We start from the raw sequence: 24,433 nt of genomic DNA, 5'->3' as shown, positions 1-24,433 counted from the left end.
ACCAATTTACACAATCTTTTGTTTTAGCACCCCCATTTGGTGCTATAATAGCAATAGAGTGCTTTAATCGAATAAACTAATAAACAAATCAACCAATCAACCAATCAACCAGTCAACCAATTAACAAATAAACCATTATCAAAAACATACCCTCACCAAAGCATAGAGCGCACCACTTACATAACTCTACGCCATCATAGCTTCCGGAAGGATGACACCTGATGACACCACTCGTACCACTGGCCGCCCTGATCCTGCTCAACGGCTTCTTCTCAGCCTCCGAGATCGCCCTGATCTCCCTGAACGACAAGAAGATCCAAGCCATGGCAGAGGACGGCCACCTGAAAGCCATAAAACTCAGAAAAATCTTGGGCTCGCCCAGCCGCTTTCTGGCCACCATCCAAGTCGGCATCACCACCGCCGGCTTTCTGGCAAGCGCTTTCGCCGCCCTGTATTACACAGAGCGCCTCACAGCCACGCTGAAAACCACCCTGGGCGGCGCCCTCGGCAGCTTCAGCCTCTCTGACGACTTTATCAGGAACCTCGCCGTGATCCTCATCACCCTGATCCTGTCCTATTTCAGCCTTGTGCTGGGCGAGCTCGTCCCAAAACGCCTCGCCAGCCACAATGCGGAAAGCTTTGCTATGGCCGTTATAGGCCCCGTCACGCTGCTTTCAAAAGCGACCTATCCCTTCGTCCGCTTCCTGACCCTCTCCAGCAACTTCTTCGTGCGCCTCTTCGGCATTGATCCCCACCAGGAAAACGAAAACGTCACCGAAGAAGAAATCCGCATGATGGTCGACGTGGGCGAGGAGAAGGGCACCATCGAAATCGACGAAAAGGAAATGATCAACAATATCTTCGAATTCAACGACAAGACCGTCGACGACATCATGACCCACCGCATGGACATTGTGAGCCTGCCCATCGAGGCCAACCTCGACGAGACCGTCGCCCTCATCAACGAGGAAAAATATTCCCGGATCCCTGTCTATGAAGACACCATTGACAACATAGTCGGCATCCTCTTCTCCAAAGATATCATCCAGTATCTGGCCGGCACCTACAGCACAGAGCTTTCTGCCGATGGTTTCACCCTCCAACCCCTCCTCCGCAAGCCCTACTTCGTCCCAACCTCAAAGCACACTGACGACCTCCTTCGCGACTTCAAAGTCAACAAGGTCCACATGGCTGTCATCATAGACGAATACGGCGGCACCGCCGGCATCGTCACCCTGGAAGACCTCCTCGAAGAAATCGTAGGCGACATCTCAGACGAAGACGACGAAGACGACCTCCTCCAGGACATCACCCCGCTGGAAGACGGCTCCTTCCTGGTCGAAGGCCTCGCCAGCCTCGAAGACCTCGAATCCTATTTCAAAGTCAACCTTCCAACCGAAGAATTCAAAACCGTCACAGGCTTCATCATAGGCGAGCTCGGCAACATCCCGGAAGAAGGGGAGCACCCAACCTTCGACTACGAAGGCCTGACCTTCCTGGTCCTTGAAGTGGACGACAAGCGCGTCACCAAGATCAGAGTCGTGCCAACGCTGGAAGTTGAAGACGTCATGGAAGAGGAAGAATAAGCTTTCAGACCATTTCAAGATTTCAAAAAAGAAAACGGGGAGAAGGCAAAATTGCCTTCTTTCTCTTTCTCTACAGCGCACAACACTCAACTCAAATCTTTGATTAAGACTCAAATACAAAGGAGAAACGCTATGCCTCATTTAACCTTCGCAGGCGTTAAGCCAGAAGAAATTAAAGAAATCAGCACCGTTTTAACAGACACTCTCGCCGAGATCGCAGATGCCCCCCGTGATTATTTCACCTACGAAGTCAAAGAAAACTCTTTTATCTTTGACGGCGAAATTGTCAATATCAATCCCGTAATTGAAGTCTCGTGGTTTGACAGGGGCCAGCATGTCAAGGATGAAATGGCTTCTGCCATTGACCAGGCTTTTCGCCGCAAAGGCTATGACAGAATCGAAATCATTTTTGAACCACTGGAAAAAGAAAGCTATTTCGAAAACGCAGAGCATTACTAAAACAACCTGAAAGGGGAAGATCCCATGCCAAAACTCGTCTTTAAAGGTGTTAAGATTGAAGAAGTCAAAGCTCTCAGCACTCAGCTCGTCGATACCCTCGCCGGCATTGCCAATGCCCCAAGACACGTCTTCACCCTCGAATGCGTCGAAAACCCTTTTATCTACGATGGTGAAATCGTCACCCCAGCCCCCGTCATCCAGGTCCAGTGGATCGAAAGGGGACAAGTCGTCCGGGATCAAATGGCAACCGCCATTGACCAGGCCGTAAGATCCAACGGCTACGACCACGTTGAGATTGTCTTCTCAGAGCTTAAAAAAGGGGATTATTATATCAATGCGAAGGTGTACTGAATAAAGAACATTTAAAGAGCAAAAGGACAAAAATGGCTAACAAAGGCGCTGAAAAGACGCGCGCTTTGTTGGCCATTTTTTTATATTTGGAAGATGACAATTCCCCAGTAGTTTGGTTGGGGACAGTCCCCAACCAACAAGCAAAAGAAACAAACAGGTCTGACCCCATTCAAACCATGGGGGTCAGACCTACAATTTCTCATAATGTTAGAACCATGGTAAAATTCATTGGTCTTGACACCGTTTTCTATTACTTCATCATTTGAGGCAACCAAAGTGAAATCATTGGTATATAAGTTACCAAAGCCATAGTGATTAAACTTAGTATGATAAATGGTATGACACCTCTGATAATCCTGCTTATCGAAACGGTTGAGATCCCTGTTGCGACGAACAGGTTAAGACCGAAAGGCGGCGTGTACATACCAATTGCGCCATTCACAACCATGATGATGCCAAGGTGAACTGGATCGATGCCATAGCTAAGCGCCAAAGGCAAGAGAAGTGGTGCTAAAATAGTTGTAGAGGACGCAGGGTCAATAAACATGCCTGTAATTAATAGCAGAACATTTATCATCATTAGAATTGCGAACTTTGAGTTGCTGATTGACATGAGAACTTCAGTCATAGCTTGAGGAACTTGCTGACGAGTCAATAACCAACTGAAAACAGAAGCTGCAGCCAATAGAATCATAACTTGAGCAGTACCAATAGCAGACTCATAAGTTTCATCCCACAAACCTTTTAAATTAAGATCTTTGTAAATGAAAAGAGAAACAAAAATTGCATAGACTGAGGCAACAGCAGCAGCTTCAGTTGGTGTAAAGAAACCGCCATAAATACCACCTAATATCAACACAGGTATACCGAGTGCCCAACCTGCATCTTTAAATGCACCCCATACTTCTCGTAAACTTGAACGTGGAAGGGCTTCTATTTTATGTTTTCGTGCATGATAAACACTATAAAGCATGAAAACACCGCCAAAAAGAATACCAGGTCCAAGGCCGGCCATAAATAGGTCACCTACTGAAGTGCCAGTAACAGAGCCATAAACAATCATGCCTATGCTTGGTGGAATAATGACTGCGACTGCAGAGCTTGATGTGATTAAGCCCAACGAAAATGCCTCGCCATAATTGGCGTTTCTCAGTGCGGGCAGCATAAGTCCACCAATTGCTATAACAGTCGCTGGGCTGGAACCTGAGACAGCTCCAAAAAACATACATGCCAAAACGACAGTCATTGCAAGTCCGCCTTTATAATGACCTACCAGTGCTTGTGCGAGCTTTAAAATTCTGATTGAAAGTCCGCCGCCTTTCATGACATTTGCGGCCAAAATAAAGAAAGGAACTGCCATCAAAGAGAATTTATCTATTCCAGAAAACATTCTTTGTGCCAAGACTTCTAATGGCAGTGATGTGAATAAGGCCAAAACCACAGTGGCTGATAGACCAAGTGAAACATAGACAGGAACACTGCCAAGGAGAAGTACCATCATGAGGATAAATAGTGCTAAGGTCATTGATGTTTCACCTCCTCAGTTTTGGAATTCATATCTTTCAACTGTTTAACGAATTCCTGAATTAAACGAAACAAAGTTAAGACGCCACCAACTGGCATAGCACCGTAAATATAGATCATTGAGACTTTTAGCGTGGAACTTATTTGACCGGTTTCAAATGCGCGGAGCGTAATCAGATATGACTGTCTTATGAAGATGACAATAAACACAATTGAAATAACTATGGTCATTAGGGCTAAAACTTGTTTGGCTTTTTTGTTTAAGATCATAGTGATAGCGTCTACACCAATATGTGCCCCTTTATAAACACAGATGCTGGAACCTATAAAGGTGACCCAAACAATACCATATCGCGCGAACTCCTCAGCCCATTGCAAAGAATTCCCCATAAGTCTCAATATGACGTTAGTAAACAGTATAAAAGTAACCAATAATAGCAATGTATTGACAACGAATTTTTCAATTCTGGTCAATAAGGCATTAAAATTTGTCAATTCTAAGCCCCCCTTTTGGATGATGTAATAATCAAGAATAAAATTCTGCGGTGAGCACAGATAGAAAATGATAAATTTCAAAGAAAGGGGAGGCTGTAGCCTCCCCATACTTTTGCATGTGTGATCCTACCAGATATGGTTTTTACTGCTGACCAGTAGCTTCATAAACTTTATTGAGGAGAGTATCACCAAACATTTTCACGTACTCTTGATGAACGTCTTTAGTTGCTGCTTTCATTTTTTCTCGTTCCTCTTCGGAAAGTTCAATAACATTAGTACCAAAAGCTTTTATATTCTCAAGATATTTTGATTCTTCATTCTGAACCTCTGCACGCTGCCAGACAGCGATTTCTCGACCTGTATCAAACAAGATCTTTTGGATGTCTTCCGGTAAACTGTTAAACCATTCATCGCCATAAATCAAAACGTGTCCCAAGTAGGCATGTTCACTGATGAGAAGATTTTTTTGAACTTCGTAAAACTTCATGTTATCAATAGTTACCAATGGATTTTCCTGACCATCGACAACGCCCAATTGAAGTGAATTGTATAACTCCGCAAAATCAATTGGTACAGGATTTGAACCTAATGCCTTAAATTGACTCATGATAATAGGACTTTCCATAGTTCTGAATTTCTGACCATTAAAATCGTCAAGTGATGCAATTTCGTTATTCGAAGTGAAGTGCTTGAAACCATCTTCGTAGAACGCGACGCCTTTCACGCCTTGGGAAGACAGTGTGCCGAGCAGTTCCGTTCCAATTTCACCATCCATGATCTCATAAGCAGTTTCTCGGTCCGGGAAGAGGAAAGGTAAATCAAATAATTGCAGTTCAGGGGCAAAACCACTGATTCTTGCAGTAGGCAGCAATGCAATTTCTTGGGTGCCCATCTGTACACCTTCGAACATTTCACGGGCGCTCCCGAGTTGTCCGGAAGGGAAGATGTTAACAATGACTTGTCCATTCGTTTTCGCTTCGACTTCTTCTTTGAATTTCATTGCGGCTTTGTGATGCGGCGTTTCAGGCATGAAACCATGACCGTAGCTGATTTCAATAACTTCGCCAGAAGGTGCAGGTGATTCTGTTTGCGCCTCATTACCTGCAGGCTCTGTTTCTGCTGGGCTGGAACATCCCATCATAAGTCCGAGTGAAAGCAATGCGACAAATAACAAACTGATGTACTTCTTTAACATTAATAAACCCCCTTTAGAATATTTAAAACTTGATCAACTGCTTTTAATTGTGATCACTGTTTATATAAGCAATAATTATGCCAATGTATAAAAATCTACAAGGCCCTGATTCCAATGGTGCCAGTTAAGCGAAAAATAATTTAGGACTGCAAAATTTGCGTATGCGCAAAATTTGCAGTCCTTTTGACTTATGAAAACATATAATTTACAAGTTTATTGTCGATTAAGTCAACGTTCAATGTCATTCTCATAGGCTCTAAGCTTGTAATGAAGATTTCGCTCACTAATTCCAAGACAATCGGCAGTCTTCTTTCGATTTCCATTAAAATACTCAAGTGTTTTCTGGATCGCGGCCCGTTCGATGTCGCGCATTTTTGCGCCTATGGGAAAAACTATGCACTCCGACGCATCTACAACTGGAGGCGATATTAGATATTTTTCCGGTAAATCTTCGATTTGAATTTTTCCGTCTTCGGAAAGGGCGACTAATCGTTCTAACAGATTCTCTAATTCTCTAATGTTGCCCGGAAAAGGATATTTTTCTAAAGCGTTTATGACCTTTCTATCAATTCGATCTACGCTCTTTCCGAGCTTCTGGTTGTATTTATCTGCAAAATACTTGATCAGCAGTGGCACATCACCTTTTCTTGCCCTTAAAGGCGGCAGGCTCAGCGTAATGACATTTAACCTATAAAATAAATCCTCCCTGAATCGTCCCGCTTTGACTTCTTCCTCAAGATCCTTATTAGTTGCCGCTATAAGTCTGAAATTAACATCAATGCAATTGTTTCCACCGAGCGGGGTTACTTTCATTTCCTCGACAACTCTCAGTAGCTTGGACTGTAGAGACAACTCGAGCTCACCTATCTCATCGAGAAACAAGGTTCCCCCATCTGCTAGTTGAATTTTCCCAATATGTTTCTTCTCTGCACCTGTAAAGGCGCCTTTCTCATAACCAAACAGCTCACTCTCAATTAAATTTGCGGGAATTGCTGCGCAGTTGACAATTACAAGCTTACCGTTCTTTCGGTGACCATCAAAGTGAATCGCTTTAGCGATGAGATCTTTCCCAGTGCCACTTTCTCCAGTAATTAAAACTGTTGAATCAATATCTTTAATTTTTCTGACTTTGTTCATAGTTGCCGCCATGATCTCTGAATGCCCAACAATACCTGAAATACTATAAGTTTCATCCAAAATTTTCTGAAGATGCAGTAGTGAACCACTCATAGTCTTATGCTGAATTGCTTTTTCAATGAATACGACTAACTCTTCAATATCAACAGGTTTTGTCAGATAATTGAGCGCACCCTCACGTATAGCTTGAACAGAGGACTTGATAGATCCATAAGCAGTTATGACAATTACCTCAATTTCGGTGTGAACTGTTTTAAGATGCCTCAACACGCTTAAGCCGTCATGCAAGCCAAGCTTCATGTCGAGCAAAATTACGTCTACCGTATTCTCGGACAATACGAGTTCTGCCTCATCGGGAGTCCCTGCGCTAAAAACGTTATAGCGATCTTCGAGAGCAAAGAACAATGCATCTCTAATAGTTTTTTCGTCATCTATAATTAAAACGGAATGCTTCATAGTCTATAAACCCTCATTTCTGCAAGCTGGGAATGTCATAATAAAAGCAGTACCTTGTCCTGGTTGACTATTTACATCGATCTGACCATCGTTCTCTCGCACATATTGATAAACTAAGGCAAGTCCTAATCCAGTCCCTTTTTCCTTTGTAGAAAAGAACGGTTCAAAAATGCTGTTTTGTATTGATTCTGGTATACCTGGTCCCGTATCGCTAACAACGACCTTCACGAGACTATTTTCACTTGAAGACTCAATCGTGATGACGCCGTGCGTATCAATTGCCTCCATACCATTTAACAGCAAATTGAACATAATCTGTTTCAGGTGTGAGCGATCTGCATAGATACAATCATTTTCTCTTAACCTCAAGTCAAGCTGAATCTGGCGTTTTTCAAATTCGGGGGAAACTATGGAAACAATATGAGAAATCAGTTCAGAAATACGAAAGCGCTGGGGCTGTACATTTTTACTTTTAGAATAATCAAGGAGCTCTGTCAGAAGTTGATTTAGCCTTGATATTTCAGAAGGCACCTGGTCCACAATTTTTTCTCTGAAAGCCGGACTGTCATATTTTGTTGGCAGAAGATCCAAATAGGTTTTTATTGCCATAAGTGGATTCCGGATTTCGTGAGCTACGCCGGAAAGCATTCTGCCAAGCGCCTCGAATTTGTCCTGCTGTGCCACTTTTGCTCTCAAAGTTGTAATTTCGGTAATATTTCTAAAGGTCAATACGCATCCTAAATGCCCGGACTCTTCACTTAATAAAGGGGACAGTGTGTAAGACAGCACTACATCACGACCCTTGCTGTTGAAAGTACTTTCAAGAAGGGAATATGAAATACCAGCTTGAGCAGACTGCTTAATTTTATTCAAATCAAAATACTTCTCCAAAAATAAATCTTCAAGAGCTACGCCGATGGTCATCTCGCCGCCCCCACACATTCCATCCTTACAAAGCAGAGCTGCAGCATCTTGATTGAAACTTGTCAAAACCAAATCTTGATCAAAGGTCATAAGCCCATTACCCATATGCTCCATGACTTGGCGTTTAAATTGATCACTTTCCCGTAGAACCCTCTGAGCAGACTTCAACTCACTGGTACGCTGCTCAACCTCTGATTTCAATCGCTGATTCCAGCTGTAAATAAAAATCAAAACAGTGGAAAAAACCCCCGCAATCCCCACCAAAATATAGAATGCATATTTAAAGGAGTCACTAATAGCAACAACTTCTTTACCAAACCATTTTTCGTAGATTTTGTCATAAGTACCTGAAGCCTTCAAGCTTTCAAGACCGGTATTCAGCAGAGTAATCAACTCCTGATTCCCTTTCCTGACAGCCATACCATAATCCGAAGCTTCGTATTCATCACCAATTATTTTAATTCTGTCCTGCAATCTATACTTTTGAATTGTGTACATTCCTGAAAGTCGGTCACCAACAACCGCATCAATATCATTCTTGATTAGCTTGACCATAGCTTGATTCAGATCTGAAAAAAACACCAACTCAATTTCGCCTATTTCAGCAAGAATATAAGCTGCCCGGTCGCTCCTCTGAACGCCGACGCGTTTCCCTTTAAGATCTGTCAAATGAACTGCGTAGGTGTTGTCCGACCTCACAAACGTCGTTATAGAATTTTTTAAGTAAGGTGTTGAGAATTCAAAAACACCTTCACGGCTTCCTTCAAAACTAATGCCTTGGATTGCGTCGATGGACCCATTTTCCAGAGCTTGGTATGCCTCTACCCAATCCATTGGAAGCAGTCTGAATTCAATCCCCATTTCAATGGAAAGTGCGCGCATAAGATCCACATTGAATCCCCGGTATTCACCCTCATCATCAACGTACTCGTAAGGTGGAAAGCTTTTATCTCCAGCAATCGTAAGACGACGGTTTGGATTGTCAATCTCATTCGCATATGTAATGGGCATCGCGAATAAAACCCCTATCATTATCGATAAAGCTATACAAAGGATCCTGAAACGCATTGTGCCACCCCCCATGTACCTCATTATAGATAACGCTGCTACATTATACAATGTCAATCGCCTTGAATTGTTTAACAGGGGACAGACCTACACCAAAACAAAAGAAAAAATGTAGGTCTGACCCCATTCAAACCACGGGGATCAGACCTGCTCTTTTCTTTTTAAAAATCCCTACAACGCCCGAATCAGCCCCGCATAAACCTCGCAGGCCTCCTCAATCTGCGACACCGCGCACCGCTCATTCACCATGTGCGCCAGCTTGTATTCCCCCGGGCCAAAGCCAATGCAAGGAATCCCCATAGCCACCGGCGTGATGGCATTCGTCCCAAAGTCCCAGAAGTCGAAGTCTTCCGGTGCTGCCCCCGAAACCGCTTCAACCGATCTGATCAATGCCTGACAAAGCGGATGCGACACCTCAATCTCCCAAGGATCATGCATAGGTTCATACACCAAAGACTTTCCGGTCCACGTCGTATGATACAGCGTCCCAACCTCCCAAGAAGCCAGCTTGCCAACAATTAACGCATCCATCTCCGCCGCCACCTGCTCCAGCGTCTCACCCACCGCGAGTCTGCGATCCAGATAAATCCCACACTCACTAGGCACCGCGTTCAGTGACGCGCTGACCGAAGTGATCTCCGACAGCACTACCGTGCCATGTGGCTCACCCGCCTTAAACAAAGCATGATTCAAAGCCTCCACCCGCGAAATGATCTCCGCCATCTCATAGACGGCGTTAATCCCTTTCTCAGGCGCCGACCCGTGGGCAGAAACACCATGCGTCTTAATCCGCACCTGCGCCTTGCCTTTATGTCCCAGCACAATCTTATTATCGCTCGGCTCACAGATCACACAAACATCCGGCCGCAACGACAGCTCCTCATAAAGATGCTTCAGATTTTCACCATCACAATATTCCTCACAAACCGTGCCCGTCACATATACCGTCTTGCCCTCAAGGTCCCCACGGTCTCTGGCAAGAGCAGCTGCGTAAACGCTGGCGCACAGGGCAGACTTCATGTCCACGCTGCCGCGTCCCCATAAATAACCCTCTGCAATTTCGCCGGAAAACGGCCCATAAGTCCAGTCCTCAGGATCATGGACCTGGACAGTATCCGTATGTGAATCGAACTGGATGACCATAGGCCCGTCGCCAATACGGCCAACGACGTTTCCGGTAGAGTCAATAAAAGCCTCATCGAAGTCCAGGGCCTGCATTTCGTTAAGAATCAGTTGGGCGAATGCACCTTCCTCATTTGAAAAACTTCTTGTTTGAACTGCACGTTGTGTGAATGATATCAAATTTCTATAATCATGCATTCTACATATTCCTCCTCGACTTTGAAATAATAATAGTACATCCATCATAATTCCTCATAAACTATCTTCCCACATCAATTCCGATTTGATAAGATGAGTTACAAAATTTACTGGAAATATTATGACCTAATCTGAAACTGTCTGTGACGAACAAAAGGGGTCAGACCCCGATAAACTTCAAAACGAAAAGCGGCCTCCCGCCCTTAACCACAGAAAAGAAAAACTTAAGTAAACAGGAGGGGACAGGGACATATGGTCAGTCCCTGTCCCCAACCATATGTCCCTGTCCCCAACCAAAAACCCCACAAAAAGCGAGGTATCCCACCATGACAAACGATACGACCCATACAATCGCCCCCTCAACTACCAGCACCCAATCCCCTGAAAAACCCCACGACCTGATCCGCCTTGCCGTCCCCGGCGACCTGCCGCGCCTCACCGACATCTACAACCAGGCCATCGCCACCTACCAGTGCACCTGCGACACCACACCTTTCACACCCGAAGACCGCCAAGCCTGGTTCGACGCCCACCAAAACGGCCGCTTCCCACTCTTCGTCTACGAATCCGCCGGCCAAGTCCTCGGCTACGCCTACCTGTCGCCCTACCGCTCCGGCCGCGACGCCGTCAAAACCGTCGCCGAAATCAGCTACTACGTCGACTTCGCCGCCCACCGCCGCGGCATAGGCTCCCACCTCGTCCGCCACACCCTCCACGCCGCCACCCACCTCGGCTTCAAAAACATCGTCGCCATCCTCCTCGAAAGCAACGCCCCAAGCATAGCCCTACTCCAGCGCTTTGGCTTCGAAGCCTGGGGCAGTTTGCCGATGGTCGCCCAGCTCCAAAACCAGCAAATTTCACATCTTTATTATGGAATAAAACTTTAAACAAAACAAACTTCTTGCAAACCATTCTCATTTATGCTAAACTTGATTACAGTGCATTTATATTCAACTAATAATAATGAAACCGCAATGATGGAGAAAAAACGTCACCCAAAAACAGAGAGCAGCCACACGCTGAAAGCGCTGCACCTGACGTATAAGCTACTCCGGAGCACCGGCCAAAAGCCGGCGCCGCGCGGGCGTTATCCGCGAAAGTTATGTAGACTTCAGAGAGATTTCTTTTTCACCATAAGGCGCTGCACCACCAAGGCGTCAAAGTTGAGAAAAGGGAATAATCAGGGTGGTACCGCGGGCCAAAGGCGCTCGTCCCTGATCCAATCTGACGTCTTTTTTGATGTTTTAATTCAATCAATACAAAGTAGATCAAGCATTGAACACCAGAAATCCATCTATCCTTCATCCAGTTTTTCCACCACCTGCACCCACAACCCCATCGAAAGGACTGAAACACTATGAAAAACCTCGGTCTCAACGAAATCAGACAGCTCTTCCTCGACTTCTTCGAAAGCAAAGGCCACACCGTCGAATCCAGCTATTCCCTGGTGCCGCAGCAGGATAAAAGCCTCCTGCTCATCAACGCCGGCATGGCCCCGCTAAAAAATTACTTCACCGGCGCAGAAACGCCGCCCAACGTGCGCATGGCCACTTGCCAAAAGTGCATCCGCACCGGCGACATTGAAAACATAGGCCACACTGCCCGCCACGCTACTTTCTTCGAAATGCTCGGCAACTTCTCTTTTGGCGAGTACTTTAAAGAAGAATCCTTAAAGTGGGGCTGGGAGTTCGTCACTGAGTGGCTTGAAATGGATCCCAACCTCCTCTGGGGTACAGTGTATGAAGAGGATGACGAAGCTTATGACATCTGGAAGGACGTCATCAAGCTCCCTGAAGAGCGCCTCGTCCGCCTGGGCAAGAAGGACAACTTCTGGGAAATAGGCACCGGCCCATGCGGCCCATGCTCTGAAATCTACTTCGACCGCGGCCCGGCTTACGGCTGCGGTGCGCCAGACTGCAAACCCGGCTGCGACTGCGACCGCTACCTCGAGTTCTGGAACCACGTCTTCACCCAGTTCAACCGGGATGAAAACGGCGAGTACCATCTCCTCGACAAGAAAAACATTGACACCGGCATGGGCCTTGAGCGCATTGCCTGCATCCTGCAGGGTGTCGATTCCATTTTCGATGTCGACACCATAAGGGCAATCCTCGAGCGCGTTGAAGAAATCTCCGGCAAAAAGTTCGGCGTCCTGAAAGCCAACGACGTCTCCATCCGCATCATTACGGACCACGTCCGGTCTGTCACCTTTATGGTTTCAGACGGCATCCTGCCTAACAACGAAGGCCGTGGCTACGTCCTCCGCCGACTGCTCCGCAGAGCTGCGCGACATGGCAAGCTCCTCGGCATCAAAGGCAGCTTCCTTGCTGAGCTCTCAGGTACGGTTATAGACCTTTCAAGAGAAGGCTATCCAGAAATGGAGCAGCGCCGCGACTATATCCGCAAGATCATTGAAATCGAAGAGGACCGCTTCCAGCAGACCCTCGACCAGGGTCTCAGCATCCTCCAGTCAGACATTGCGGCAATGACAGAAGCAAATGAAACCATCCTCACTGGCGACAAAGCGTTCCGCCTCTATGACACGTATGGCTTCCCGCTGGACCTCACCAAAGAGATCCTCGAAGAGAAGGGCCTCACCGTCGACGAGGTCGGCTTCCTGAACGAGATGGAGCTTCAGCGTGAACGCGCCCGTTCCGCAAGAGGCGAAGGCGACGAACTGGGCTGGGAAGGCGATCCACTGAGCGCGCTGCCAGCTGAAATCACCAGCACCTTTAAGGGCTACGACACCCTTGAAATGAACGCTGAGCTGCTTGCCATCTCCACGGAACAATCCTTAAATGAAGAACTCACCGCACCAGCCAAAGCCCGCCTCGTCCTCCGGGAGACTCCATTCTACCCAGAAGGCGGCGGACAGGTCGGTGACAAAGGCATCATCACAAGCGAAGACGGCGCCGTCTTCACCGTCCACGACACGAAGAAGGGCACCGGCGGCATGATCGTTCACGTAGGCGAGCTCGAAAAAGGCATTCTCAAGCGGGGACAGGCACTCACCGCAAAAGTCGACCAGGACCTGCGCCTCGACACCGCCAGGAACCACACGGCGACCCACCTCCTGCATAAAGCGCTGCGCTCTGTCCTCGGCGCACACGTCGATCAGGCGGGTTCCCTCGTAGACCCTCACAAGCTGCGTTTTGACTTTACCCATTTCCAGCACATGACACCGGAGGAAATCAAAGCTGTCGAGGATCAGGTCAACGCTCAGATCTTTGCACCACACCAGGTCGAGACGTTCTACAGCTCCGTCAAGGAAGCCAAGGAAATGGGCGCAACAGCGCTCTTCGGCGAGAAATACGGCGAAGTGGTCCGTGTCGTTAAGGCAGGAGACTACAGCATAGAGCTCTGCGGCGGCACACATCTTGACAATACTTCAAAAGTCAGTGCCCTGAAGATCACTTCAGAGGGCGGCGTCGCAGCCGGCGTCCGCAGGATTGAAGCTGTCACAGGCCGTAACTTCTACGCCCTCTACAAAAAACTCGAAAACCAGGTCGAAAAGACCTCTGAAGTCCTGAAAACCCCTCAGCACGATCTTATCAAGAAAGCTGAGAACCTTATGGAGGAACACAAAAACCTCCAGAAGGAGCTTCAGGAGCTTAAAAACAAACTGGCAGCAGGCTCTATTGACGAGCTGATGGCCAAGGCTAAAAACATCAAAGGCATGAACGTGGTCACCGCTAAAATCGATGGCGCGGACAGCGACATGCTCAAGGACATTGGCGACCGACTCAAGGATAAGCTCGAGAACGCCGTCGTCGTCCTGGGCACCCCAAGCGGCGACAAGGCCCTCTTCGTGGTCATGGCAGCCCCAGGGGCAATAGCGCTTGGTGCTCATGCAGGGAACATCATCAAGGCCGTTGCCAAGGTCGCAGGCGGCGGTGGCGGCGGTACACCGCACATGGCACAAGCCGGCGGCAAGGATCCTTCCAAGGTGGAGGAGGCTGTCAATAAGGCCATCGAGGTTCTCGAAGCATAACGCCCGAACCACACAACAAAAAGCCACCAAATTTTTTCATTTCCTCGTTTCTTTGAGTAGATTCAACCCAAAAATGGGTATAACCGTGTCAAGGGGGTTGTGTTATGGATAAAACCATGAAATTCAACGTAGATCAGCAGCAATCAGACGAGCGCAAAGAAATCCTCAAGTACGTCTATGGCGCTCTGAAGGAGAAGGGTTACCATCCTATCAACCAGATGATCGGTTATCTGCTTTCAGGCGACCCAACGTACATCACGACGCACAATGACGCCCGTAAAGTCATCCGCAGGGTTGAGCGCGACGAAATCCTCGAGGAGCTCCTCAAGTACTATCTCGACCACAACGTCGAGTAGCACAGGGGAAAGTGCATTGAAACGTGTTGCCCTCGGCCGTACCGGCCTGCAGGTGTCCCGCATGGCTTTTGGGTCCCTCACCATGGGACCCCTCCAGCGCGACCTCTCACCTCAGGCGGGCGGTGACCTTCTCGTGTATGCCTACGAGCGCGGTGTCAATTTCGTTGACACGGCTGAACTCTACGGCACGTATCCCCACATCCGCCAGGCCCTGAAGGCCATTCCGCGGGAGGACTACGTCATCTCCACCAAATCTTACGCATATGACACCAAGACAGCCGAGGCCAGTCTGACCCTCGCCCTCGAGGCGCTGGGGACAGACTACCTCGACTTGTTTATGCTCCACGAACAGGAAAGCGCCCATACCCTTAGGGGTCACCGGGAGGCGCTGGATTATTTCCTTGAGCAAAAAAGTAAAGGCATCATCAAGGCTGTGGGCCTCTCCACCCATTTTGTCGCCGCTGCCTTAGCGGCAGCCAAAACGCCGGAGCTCGACGTGCTCCACCCCATCATCAACCTGAAAGGCACGGGGATTCAGGACGGCACGGCAGAGGATATGCTGAAGGCCATTCATGCCTTCAAGACGAGGCCACAAGGCGGCAGCGTCTTCGCCATGAAGCCCCTGGCGGGCGGCCACCTGATCAAGACGCCAAAGGAAGCCTTTGACTTCCTGCTGAACAACCCGGACCTGGACGCCATAGCTGTTGGGATGCAGTCCTTTGAGGAGATTGACGCAAACCTTGCGCTGTTCGACTCAAAGCCCATCCCCCCAGAGCTCCAAAATAAGCTGAACCAAACAAAGCGCCGTCTCATGGTCCACGACTGGTGCACCGGCTGCGGCAACTGCGAGCGCCGTTGTCAGCAGCAAGCCATAAAAGTTATTGCCGACCCCGGCCACGACAATAAGCCCCGCGCCGTGGTCGACCACCAAAAGTGCGTCCTGTGCGGCTATTGCAGCGCAGTATGCCCGGAATTCTGCCTGAAGGTGATTTGATATTTTAAACTTGAAACCAGAAAAAATTATGGGCCTGGATGTGGGCGACCGTACCATAGGCGTTGCTGTTTCAGATGGTCTTGGTCTCACCGCCCAGCCCAGGGAAACCATTCGCAGGGTATCCATCAAAGAGGACATAGACCGACTGGTCGACCTGATTCTTGAAAATAACATCATTAAGGTCGTCATAGGGCTTCCCCTCAACATGAACGGCACTTTAGGCCCCCAGGGCGAAAAAACTAAGGCTTTTGCACAAAAATTAGAAAAAAAACTCAAGTATTCTGATAGAATAGAAGGGAAGCAGGTCGAAATTGTGTTCTGGGACGAACGCCTGACCACTTCAGCCGCGCAGAGGGCTTTAATTGAAGTCGATATGCGTAGGGAAGACCGCAGACAAGTCGTAGATACCGTCGCTGCCGTCTTTATATTACAGAATTTTATGGACCGCCAAAAAAATATGAGGTGATTTGACATGGAAGAGGATCGTATCATTGTATTAACGGACGAGGATGGCAACGACGTTGAATTTGAAGTCATCGTGACTATGGAAGTCGAGGGCAGCGAATACGCCGTCATGCTTCCGCTGGACGGCTCAGAAGAAGCTGTTATTTTCAAAATCGTCGTGGACGAAAACGGCAATGAAATTATGGAAACGGTTATGGACGACGAGGAGTTCGAGGCTGTCGCAGCAGCTTACGAAGACCTGATCGAGGAAATGGAGCTTGAAGATGACGAGTTCGAGGACATTGAGGTCGAGGAAATCAAGCACTAATGAGCGAGGTGAAGTGAAACATGGAACATTCCATCGATGCCTTGAAGGATCAGCTGAAGGAAAAGGGTTACAAGCTCACGCCCCAGCGAAAAGCAATCCTCGAAACGATTCTTGAAAACCCCGGGCATCATTTAAGTACCGAGGAAGTTTATGACATCGTGAGGAAGCGGCGTTCGGATATTGGGCTTGCCACGGTTTATAGAACCTTAATGCTCCTGAGCGATCTGAAGGTCCTCTCAAAGATCAACTTCGAGGACGGCTGCGTCCGTTATGAGCTCTGCAGCTGTGAAGAGGATCACCAGCATCACCATCTGATCTGCCGCAAATGCGGCCTGATCATTGAAGTGGAGGATCTGCTCGACGATCTGGAAAAGCGTATCGAAGCGGAATATGATTTCAAGATCACGGATCACAGGCTAAAATTTATTGGCTATTGCAGCGCATGCAAAAAGACCTTGTAGTGTACAAGGTCTCTCTTTTATAACTTTCTCTTTATAACTTGAACAACATCAACAATTTGCACAACATGAACAGCTAAAACTGAAAATAAAAAGGAACAGGTGAACTATTATGGTTAAAACTCCCCATCTAAAGGTCATGCCTTTGGGCGGAATGAACGAGATCGGTAAAAACATGACGGCCTACCAGTACGAAAATGATATTATCGTGGTAGACGCAGGTCTCGCTTTCCCGGATGACGACATGCTTGGCATTGACATTGTCATCCCAGACATCACTTTTTTGAAAAAGAATCAGGACAAGATCCGCGGACTTGTCTATACCCACGGCCACGAGGACCACATTGGCGCGACGCCTTATGTCCTCAAGCAGCTGTCAGACCTTCAGCTCTACGGCTCCAGGCTCACTATGGGCCTCATTGAAAATAAGCTCAAAGAGCATAAAGGCCTTGGAAAACACAAGAAGAACGTCGTCAAAGCCGGCGACGTCGTCCAGCTGGGCGCCTTCGAGGTAGAGTTCATCCACGTGAGCCACTCCATCCCGGACGCTTTCAGCCTCGCCATTAAAACACCGGTAGGGACAGTCATCCAGACCGGCGACTTTAAAATTGACTTTACGCCTATTGACGGCTTGATGACAGATCTTCCGCGCTTCGCGCAGCTGGGCTCCGAAGGAGTCCTGGCCCTGTTCGCGGACAGCACCAACGTCGAGCGTCCAGGATTTACCATGAGCGAGCGCACCGTAGGTGAGACCTTCGAGGAAATTTTCCACCACAGCGAAGGCCGGATTATTGTCGCGTCCTTCTCCTCCAACGTCCACAGGGTACAGCAGATCATCAACTCCGCCATGGCAAACGGCCGTAAGGTTGCCTTTGCCGGCCGCAGCATGATCAACGTCTCCACGGTCTCCCTTGAGCTGGGCTACCTGAATGTGGATGACGACACCCTGATCGACTTAAAAGACATTGACCGCTACCCGGACAACGAGATCACCATCATCACAACGGGCAGCCAGGGCGAGCCTATGAGCGGCCTCTCCAGAATGGCCACCAACGAGCACCGTCAGGTTGAAATCCGTCAGGGCGACCTGGTGGTCCTTTCCTCCTCGCCAATCCCAGGCAACGAAAAGAGCGTCACCCGCATCATCAACCTTCTGTACGAAAAGGGCGCCAACGTCATCTACAATGAGCTGGCGGACGTCCATACCTCAGGCCATGCCTGCGAGGGCGAACTCAAGCTGATCCACGCCCTGGTCAAGCCTAAATTTTTCGTGCCATTCCACGGTGAATACAACCACCTCAGACGCCATGCGCAAATGGCAGAGGAAATGGGCATTCCAAACGAGAATATCTTCATCATGCGCACAGGGGATACCCTTGAGTTCTCAAGGATTCACGCTAAATTTGGCAAGCCTGTGCCAAGCGGCAACGTCATGATTGACGGCCTTGGCGTCGGCGACGTGGGCAACGTGGTCTTAAGAGACCGCAAGCACCTCGCAGAGGACGGCCTTATGATCGTGGTCGTCGCCATCCGCAAGGACACCGGCGAAATGATCAACGCACCAGATATCATTTCCAGAGGCTTTGTCTACGTCCGCGAATCAGAAGAGCTGATGAACGGCGCGAGAGACACCATCACCGCGACGCTGAACAAATCCATCGCGCAAAACGTCAGGGACTGGACGGGCCTCAAGTCCTCCATCCGCGACGCCCTGCGCAGCTTCCTCTATGAAAAGACCCGCAGAAGTCCTATGATCCTGCCGGTCATTATAGAGGTATAATCCATAACCTATAACCCCTAACCCATAACGGATAGCCAGCAGCAACAATCGGCATAAACGAGAGGAGACCCTATCCCATGAACGTCTATGACGCAGCCAATACCCTCGCCCATGCCATCAAGAACAGCGAGGAATACAAAAACTATAAACACATGGAGACCGCCATCAAGACCCACGAACCGGTCAAAAAGATGATTGATGATTTTCACGCCAAGCAGTTCGAGCTCCAGAAAAAACAGCTCTCAGGCGAGACACCCTCAGAGTTTGAAATGAAGCAGCTCCAGAAGCTGGCAGAAACTGCCTCCGTTGACCCCCTTGCCCGGGACTTTCTCACCGCGGAGATGCGCTTCTCCCTGATGATGCAGGACGTCTCCAAGATCTTAAGTGATGTCATGGAAGTAGAGAAATTACAATAAATAGAAGTTTTATACCGGCATTCAGGTCGACACAGGCAATCACAGACAAACTTAGCACGCCCCCAGGCTGGCTGGGTTTGTCTTTGCGTGAGCGGCTCTCCCCAAGTCGTCAGCTGACCTTTCGAGGTATTCAAGTGAGGTATTCAAGAGAGGTATTCAAGTGAGGTGTTCAAGTGAGCTATTCAATGAGGCATTCAAAAAATCTCTCCACAACACGTTCGGTGAGGCATTCAGCAAAAAAATATGTCAGCCTGTTGATCCTGCTGATCGTCTTATTCTCACTGACCGGCTGCGTCCCTGAGCAGGACTTCACAGCCGTGGATCCCGCCTCCGCTGAAATGACCCTGGTGGAGATTCCTTCCGGCGCCACGGCAAAGTCCATTGGCGCCATGCTGGAGGAAGCGGGTCTGATCCGCAGCGCTGAGGCTTTTGTCAGCAAAGTCAAGGCCCTGGACGCGGCGTCCGCCCTTCAGGCGGGAAAATACCAGCTGTCAAAGGCTATGACCGCAGAGGAAGTGGTCAAAGTCCTCGCGGGCGGCGCGGTTTTCCGGGATGAATTCAAGGTCACGATCCCGGAAGGCTTTGAGGTCGTCCAAATCATAGAAAGGCTGGTGGCCGATGGTCATGCTGACCCAGACACCTTCCTGAGCGAACTCAAGTCCGGTGACTTCGACTATGCCTTTTTGTCGCCTGAAGACAGAGAGACAAATCTGGAAGGCTTTTTGTTCCCGGCGACCTATACCTTTGAAGTCGGCACCAGTGAACACGAGATCATAGACGCCATGCTGCAAAAATTTGACGAGGTCTTTAAACCTGAGTATTACGAACGGGCAAACGAGCTCGGAATGACTGTCCGGGAAATCGTCACTTTAGCCTCCATTGTCGAACGGGAAGCCATGGTCCACGAGGAGCGGCCCGTAGTCGCCGGCGTCTTCTACAACCGCCTCGAGACCCGTATGGCCCTCCAGTCCTGTGCTACAGTCCAGTACATCCTTGGAGAGCGAAAGCCCGTCCTTTCAAACGCGGACATTGCCATTGAGAGTCCCTACAACACGTATAAATTCCCTGGACTGCCACCAGCGCCTATCGCTTCTCCAGGAGAGCTTTCCCTCAAGGCAGCGCTGTACCCGGAGGAGACGGAATACTTCTATTTTGTCACCACGAACCTTGGCGACGGCTCCCATTACTTCTCAAAGACCTATGAAGAGCACCTCCAGGCCATTGAACGGAGTAAGCTTAACTGATGGGGGCGGGGGAGAACATTGTGAACCCGGCCCTCGTGGCTGCCCTGCAGGCCCTGACGCCTACAGTGGATCCTTTTCTCTTGTATCTTGAAGACTACGCCGCCGAGCACCGTGTCCCCATCCTTCAGCCGGAAAGCGCCCAGCTTCTTGAGCTGCTGACGGCTTTAAAAAAGCCAAAGCGCGTCCTTGAAATTGGTACCGCTATTGGTTATTCCGCCGTTCGCATGGCTATGGCCATGGAGGACGGACTCATCACCACCATTGAAAAGAGTCCTGAAATGATTCAGAAAGCTTCGGATACTTTCGAAAAGCTTCAGACCAGGGTCATCTTTGAGCAGCTGGCCGGGGACGCAGCGGAGGTTTTAAAGAACCACGAGCCTGACGCGCATTATGACCTTGTTTTCATAGACGCCGCCAAGAGTCACTACAAGACTTATTTTGATTTAGTCACGCCTATGCTGGCGCCCGGCGCCCTGGTGATCTCAGACAATGTGCTTTTCAGGGGATTGATCGCCAGTGACGCCGCCGCAGACAAGCGCTACAAAACCATAGCCAAAAACCTGAAGGCCTACCTAACTTATCTGATGGCCCATGAAGACTTCTTCACCTCACTGATTCCGGTGGGGGATGGATTTGCGGTCTCACTTTACAAAACACACAGCACCTAAGGAAGGAAAATCCCCATGCAAAAAAAAGTCGAGCTCCTCGCACCTGCGGGAGACCTTGAAAAATTGAAATTTGCCCTCCACTACGGCGCGGACGCGGTGTATATTGGGGGTCAGACCTTTGGTCTCAGGGCCAGCGCGAAGAATTTTTCCTTTGAGGATATGCAGGTGGGTGTGGCCTATGCCCACGAGCGGGGCAAAAAGGTCTACCTGACCCTCAACATCATTCCTCACAATGAGGATCTGGAGGCCCTTGATGCCTATATTGAAGACATAGGCAAGATTCCGTTTGACGCCCTGATTTTATCTGACCCGGGCACTATGATGATGGTTAAGGAAAAGCTTCCCAACTATGAAATTCACCTGAGCACTCAGGCCAACAATACCAATTTTATGAGCGCCAAGTTCTGGCATGCCCAGGGCGTGTCCAGAGTCATTCTGGCCAGGGAGCTTTCGTTTAAGGAAATCTCCGAGACTATTTCAATGTCCCCTGAGACTTTAGAGTTTGAGTCCTTTATCCACGGTGCCATGTGCATTTCCTACTCAGGAAGATGTCTGCTTTCAAACTACATGGCAGACCGTGACGCCAACCGGGGAGACTGCGCTCAGGCCTGCCGCTGGAAGTACCGCCTGGTGGAGGAGAAGCGTCCAAACGAGTTCTATCCTGTGGAGGAGACGGACCAGGGCACCTTTTTCTTCAACTCCAAAGACCTGTGCATGATTGGCTACATTCCGGAGCTGATCCAGTCCGGCCTGGTCAGCCTCAAGATTGAAGGCAGAATGAAGAGCATCTATTATGTCGCCAATATTATCCGGGTTTACCGCAGAGCCATTGACCGCTACTATGCGGATCCGGAGTATTACACCTTCGATCCGGAAGACCTGAAGGAAATTCAGAAGGCCAGTCACAGGGAGTTCACTACAGGTTTCTTTTTTGACAAACCTGATAAGAATGACCAGCTTTATCACAATTCGAGTTATGTCAGAGGCTATGACTTTGTGGGGGTGGTCAGGGACTATGACCCTGAGACAAAGCTTGCCACCATTGAACAGCGCAACCGCATGCTGATCGGTGAGGAAATTGAGGTCATGCGTCAGGCGGAAGGCGATTACCACCAAAAGATTGAGATCATGCTGAACGACAAGGATGAGCCCATTGAGAGCGCGCCTCACGCGCAGATGATCCTGAAAATGAAAATGGACCAGCCGGTACAGCCACTGGATATTCTCAGACGTGAAAGGGAAGGGGACTGAAGGTCATGAGTCGACCAATTCTGATTGGCATTGCAGGCGGGACAGGGTCCGGTAAAAGCACCGTAGCGAGAGCCATCTTTGAATCTCTGCCGGAAAAGAACATTGCTATACTCCAGCAGGACGCCTATTACAAAGACCAGTCAAACCTCAGCTTTGATGAGCGGGTCAAGACCAACTATGACCATCCGCTGGCTTTTGACAATGAGCTTTTAATCGACCATCTGAAGGCGCTGCTGGACGGCCATGCCATTGAGCAGCCCCAGTATGACTTCTCCATCCACAACCGCATCAAGGAGACTATTCCCATTGAGCCTAAAGACATCATCATTCTGGAGGGCATCATGATTCTGGAAGACAGACGACTCAGAGAGCTCATGGACATTAAGATCTTTGTGGACACAGATGCGGATGTCCGGATCATCCGCCGCATTGTCAGGGATATTGAGGAGCGGGGAAGAACTCTGGACGCGGTCATAAAGCAATACCTGACCACGGTAAAGCCCGCCCATGACCAATTTATTGAACCTATGAAAAAGTATGCGGATCTGATCATCCCTGAAGGCGGCTACAACAAAGTGGCCATTGATATCATGGTCTCCAAGGTACGCCAGGTTATTTCCGACAAATATCAGTAACCCCTCAAAAAATAGAAGAGGGATACAGTAAGCGCCATTTAATTTAATTGTACGTTCAGCAGAATCTAATCCCAGCTATAGAATTTTTCTATAGCTGGGATGTTTTTGCTTATACAATTTTACATAATATTATCAAAGTATTAAGGCTAAAGGGGTTGTATTTTGTTCATATTGTTCTATAATTAGTTAAAGTTTGCTGATCAGCTATGTTACAGCCATTTTAACATCGTTAATCCTTTAGCAATAATGATAATGAAAATATTAAAATTGGATATTGACTTAGCATTGCCCTTTTTTCCCTTATATCTTCGCAAATCGAACAAACCCATTCAAAATCACAAAAAATTTAATATATATTTTATGTTAATTAAAGAGGAATTTGGGCATATAAAGCGAATATAAACCATAAGTTGACATCGTTCGTGACAAAACGTCATTTTTCGACAAATTATGTTCTTAAAAAATTATTAAAAAAAACACAATCTATGCCACAAACTATTATTAAAAATCCTAAAAAAGGGAATAAGCAAACATAAGAGTGTTTTTACATCATGTGCTTTAGGAGGTCCTTTGTGGAAATCGCGCTTTACATCCTTGTCTTCACCTACGGTCTTTTGGCTGGGTCCTTTTTAAACGTCTGCATTTACAGGATCCCCAAAGAGATGTCCATAGTTTTTCCGGGCTCCCACTGCACGAACTGCGGTACAAAGCTGAAAGCCTATGATCTGGTGCCGCTGTTCAGCTATCTTTTCCTCGGCGGCAAGTGTCGTACCTGCGGCTCGAAGATCTCCGCACGTTATCCTATGGTGGAGCTGATGACAGCGCTGCTTGTCACCCTTCAGTTTCACTTTCTGGGACTTAATCTGGCATTTCTGTTTTTTGCTCTGATGACTTTGATCCTGATTGTCATGACCATGATTGATTATGACCTTCAAATTATCCCAGACGGACTGACATTGATCTTAGGCCTTCTTGGCCTGGTCTATCTCGCTGCCGTCATTGTCCCAAATGAAGGCTTTTCAGCGCTCGTTCCAAGAGGTATTGGCTTTCTCCTGGGCGGCGGTCTGTTTCTCCTGATCGCGGTGGTATCAAACGGCGGCATGGGGGGCGGGGACATCAAGCTCATGGCGGTCCTGGGACTCTGGTTTGGCTGGAAACACCTTTTACTTCTCATGATGCTCTCTTTTATCAGTGGCGCCCTGATCTCAGTAGCGCTTCTGGCATTCAAAATAAAAGGCAGAAAGGAAGCGATTCCCTTTGGTCCTTTCATAGCACTCGCCGCATACTTAACCTCGCTATTTGGCAACGAACTCATCCTTTGGTATTTGCATTTATCCGTATGAGAGGGGGGCT

General features: G+C 48.3%; 24 protein-coding genes. 18 read left to right on the top strand and 6 right to left on the bottom strand.

What is annotated here, in order from left to right:
* Nucleotides 1-221 precede the first annotated feature (221 nt).
* The 4 genes from BLP63_RS14740 to BLP63_RS14725 all read left to right on the top strand — a co-directional run bounded on the left by BLP63_RS14740 (nucleotide 222) and on the right by BLP63_RS14725 (nucleotide 2,662).
* Complete coding sequence (locus tag BLP63_RS14740; RefSeq protein ID WP_092592905.1) at nucleotides 222-1,586, top strand: hemolysin family protein; 1,365 nt, start codon at nucleotides 222-224, stop codon at nucleotides 1,584-1,586.
* A 132-nt stretch (nucleotides 1,587-1,718) separates the two neighbouring features.
* Nucleotides 1,719-2,045 (top strand): DUF1904 family protein, encoded by a 327-nt coding sequence (locus BLP63_RS14735; RefSeq protein ID WP_092592903.1) that lies wholly within the window; start codon nucleotides 1,719-1,721, stop codon nucleotides 2,043-2,045.
* Nucleotides 2,046-2,069: 24 nt separating this feature from the next.
* On the top strand, nucleotides 2,070-2,396 hold the full coding sequence (locus BLP63_RS14730; protein ID WP_092592901.1) for a DUF1904 family protein: 327 nt from the start codon (nucleotides 2,070-2,072) through the stop codon (nucleotides 2,394-2,396).
* A 32-nt stretch (nucleotides 2,397-2,428) separates the two neighbouring features.
* Nucleotides 2,429-2,662, top strand: coding sequence for a hypothetical protein (locus BLP63_RS14725; protein ID WP_092592899.1), 234 nt, complete (start codon nucleotides 2,429-2,431; stop codon nucleotides 2,660-2,662).
* On the opposite strand, the gene BLP63_RS14720 is transcribed toward BLP63_RS14725, so the two are convergent.
* From BLP63_RS14720 to BLP63_RS14695, 6 genes are all read right to left on the bottom strand, one after another.
* Nucleotides 2,647-3,921, bottom strand: coding sequence for a TRAP transporter large permease (locus tag BLP63_RS14720; RefSeq protein ID WP_092592897.1), 1,275 nt, complete (start codon nucleotides 3,919-3,921; stop codon nucleotides 2,647-2,649). The two genes, BLP63_RS14725 and BLP63_RS14720, sit on opposite strands and share 16 nt — an antisense overlap.
* The gene (locus BLP63_RS14715; RefSeq protein WP_170829486.1) at nucleotides 3,918-4,415 is read right to left on the bottom strand and encodes a TRAP transporter small permease; all 498 of its coding nucleotides are present in this window, start codon (nucleotides 4,413-4,415) and stop codon (nucleotides 3,918-3,920) included. The genes BLP63_RS14720 and BLP63_RS14715 overlap by 4 nt, the downstream gene beginning before the upstream one ends.
* Before the next feature lie 142 nt (nucleotides 4,416-4,557).
* A complete protein-coding gene (locus BLP63_RS14710) occupies nucleotides 4,558-5,610 on the bottom strand; it encodes a TRAP transporter substrate-binding protein (RefSeq protein ID WP_092592893.1) in 1,053 nt (350 codons plus the stop codon).
* 228 nt (nucleotides 5,611-5,838) lie between these two features.
* The gene (locus BLP63_RS14705) at nucleotides 5,839-7,203 is read right to left on the bottom strand and encodes a sigma-54-dependent transcriptional regulator (protein ID WP_092592891.1); all 1,365 of its coding nucleotides are present in this window, start codon (nucleotides 7,201-7,203) and stop codon (nucleotides 5,839-5,841) included.
* A gap of 3 nt (nucleotides 7,204-7,206) precedes the next feature.
* Nucleotides 7,207-9,195: a transporter substrate-binding domain-containing protein gene (locus tag BLP63_RS14700; protein ID WP_170829485.1), complete on the bottom strand. Its 1,989-nt coding sequence runs from the start codon at nucleotides 9,193-9,195 to the stop codon at nucleotides 7,207-7,209.
* 171 nt (nucleotides 9,196-9,366) lie between these two features.
* Complete coding sequence (locus tag BLP63_RS14695; RefSeq protein ID WP_092592887.1) at nucleotides 9,367-10,515, bottom strand: YgeY family selenium metabolism-linked hydrolase; 1,149 nt, start codon at nucleotides 10,513-10,515, stop codon at nucleotides 9,367-9,369.
* Nucleotides 10,516-10,841: 326 nt separating this feature from the next.
* Between BLP63_RS14695 and BLP63_RS14690 the strand changes: the two genes are divergently transcribed.
* From BLP63_RS14690 to BLP63_RS14625, 14 genes are all read left to right on the top strand, one after another.
* The gene (locus tag BLP63_RS14690; RefSeq protein WP_092592885.1) at nucleotides 10,842-11,402 is read left to right on the top strand and encodes a GNAT family N-acetyltransferase; all 561 of its coding nucleotides are present in this window, start codon (nucleotides 10,842-10,844) and stop codon (nucleotides 11,400-11,402) included.
* A gap of 470 nt (nucleotides 11,403-11,872) precedes the next feature.
* A complete protein-coding gene (gene alaS / locus BLP63_RS14685; protein WP_092592883.1) occupies nucleotides 11,873-14,506 on the top strand; it encodes an alanine--tRNA ligase in 2,634 nt (877 codons plus the stop codon).
* A 104-nt stretch (nucleotides 14,507-14,610) separates the two neighbouring features.
* Nucleotides 14,611-14,862: an IreB family regulatory phosphoprotein gene (locus tag BLP63_RS14680; RefSeq protein WP_092592881.1), complete on the top strand. Its 252-nt coding sequence runs from the start codon at nucleotides 14,611-14,613 to the stop codon at nucleotides 14,860-14,862.
* Between the two features lie 16 nt (nucleotides 14,863-14,878).
* On the top strand, nucleotides 14,879-15,856 hold the full coding sequence (locus tag BLP63_RS14675; protein WP_092592879.1) for an aldo/keto reductase: 978 nt from the start codon (nucleotides 14,879-14,881) through the stop codon (nucleotides 15,854-15,856).
* A 28-nt stretch (nucleotides 15,857-15,884) separates the two neighbouring features.
* The gene (ruvX, locus tag BLP63_RS14670; protein ID WP_092592925.1) at nucleotides 15,885-16,322 is read left to right on the top strand and encodes a Holliday junction resolvase RuvX; all 438 of its coding nucleotides are present in this window, start codon (nucleotides 15,885-15,887) and stop codon (nucleotides 16,320-16,322) included.
* Nucleotides 16,323-16,328: 6 nt separating this feature from the next.
* The gene (locus BLP63_RS14665) at nucleotides 16,329-16,628 is read left to right on the top strand and encodes a DUF1292 domain-containing protein (RefSeq protein WP_092592877.1); all 300 of its coding nucleotides are present in this window, start codon (nucleotides 16,329-16,331) and stop codon (nucleotides 16,626-16,628) included.
* Nucleotides 16,629-16,648: 20 nt separating this feature from the next.
* Nucleotides 16,649-17,089: a Fur family transcriptional regulator gene (locus tag BLP63_RS14660; protein WP_092592875.1), complete on the top strand. Its 441-nt coding sequence runs from the start codon at nucleotides 16,649-16,651 to the stop codon at nucleotides 17,087-17,089.
* A gap of 109 nt (nucleotides 17,090-17,198) precedes the next feature.
* The gene (locus BLP63_RS14655; protein WP_092592873.1) at nucleotides 17,199-18,866 is read left to right on the top strand and encodes a ribonuclease J; all 1,668 of its coding nucleotides are present in this window, start codon (nucleotides 17,199-17,201) and stop codon (nucleotides 18,864-18,866) included.
* Nucleotides 18,867-18,943: 77 nt separating this feature from the next.
* On the top strand, nucleotides 18,944-19,282 hold the full coding sequence (locus BLP63_RS14650; RefSeq protein ID WP_092592871.1) for a YlbF family regulator: 339 nt from the start codon (nucleotides 18,944-18,946) through the stop codon (nucleotides 19,280-19,282).
* Between the two features lie 173 nt (nucleotides 19,283-19,455).
* Complete coding sequence (mltG, locus tag BLP63_RS14645; RefSeq protein ID WP_092592869.1) at nucleotides 19,456-20,526, top strand: endolytic transglycosylase MltG; 1,071 nt, start codon at nucleotides 19,456-19,458, stop codon at nucleotides 20,524-20,526.
* Between the two features lie 20 nt (nucleotides 20,527-20,546).
* Nucleotides 20,547-21,194 carry an O-methyltransferase gene (locus BLP63_RS14640; protein ID WP_170829484.1) on the top strand — a complete coding sequence of 216 codons (648 nt, stop codon included), beginning with the start codon at nucleotides 20,547-20,549 and terminating at the stop codon, nucleotides 21,192-21,194.
* Between the two features lie 15 nt (nucleotides 21,195-21,209).
* Nucleotides 21,210-22,445, top strand: coding sequence for a peptidase U32 family protein (locus tag BLP63_RS14635; protein WP_092592865.1), 1,236 nt, complete (start codon nucleotides 21,210-21,212; stop codon nucleotides 22,443-22,445).
* A gap of 5 nt (nucleotides 22,446-22,450) precedes the next feature.
* Nucleotides 22,451-23,080, top strand: coding sequence for a uridine kinase (gene udk, locus BLP63_RS14630; RefSeq protein ID WP_092592863.1), 630 nt, complete (start codon nucleotides 22,451-22,453; stop codon nucleotides 23,078-23,080).
* 572 nt (nucleotides 23,081-23,652) lie between these two features.
* Nucleotides 23,653-24,423 carry a prepilin peptidase gene (locus BLP63_RS14625; protein ID WP_242870931.1) on the top strand — a complete coding sequence of 257 codons (771 nt, stop codon included), beginning with the start codon at nucleotides 23,653-23,655 and terminating at the stop codon, nucleotides 24,421-24,423.
* Nucleotides 24,424-24,433 lie beyond the last annotated feature (10 nt).

This window comes from Acidaminobacter hydrogenoformans DSM 2784 (genome assembly GCF_900103005.1).
In the GTDB taxonomy this organism is placed as follows: domain Bacteria; phylum Bacillota; class Clostridia; order Peptostreptococcales; family Acidaminobacteraceae; genus Acidaminobacter; species Acidaminobacter hydrogenoformans.
Note: the sequence above shows the minus strand (reverse complement) of the source record. Positions and strands in the feature narration are given on the sequence as shown.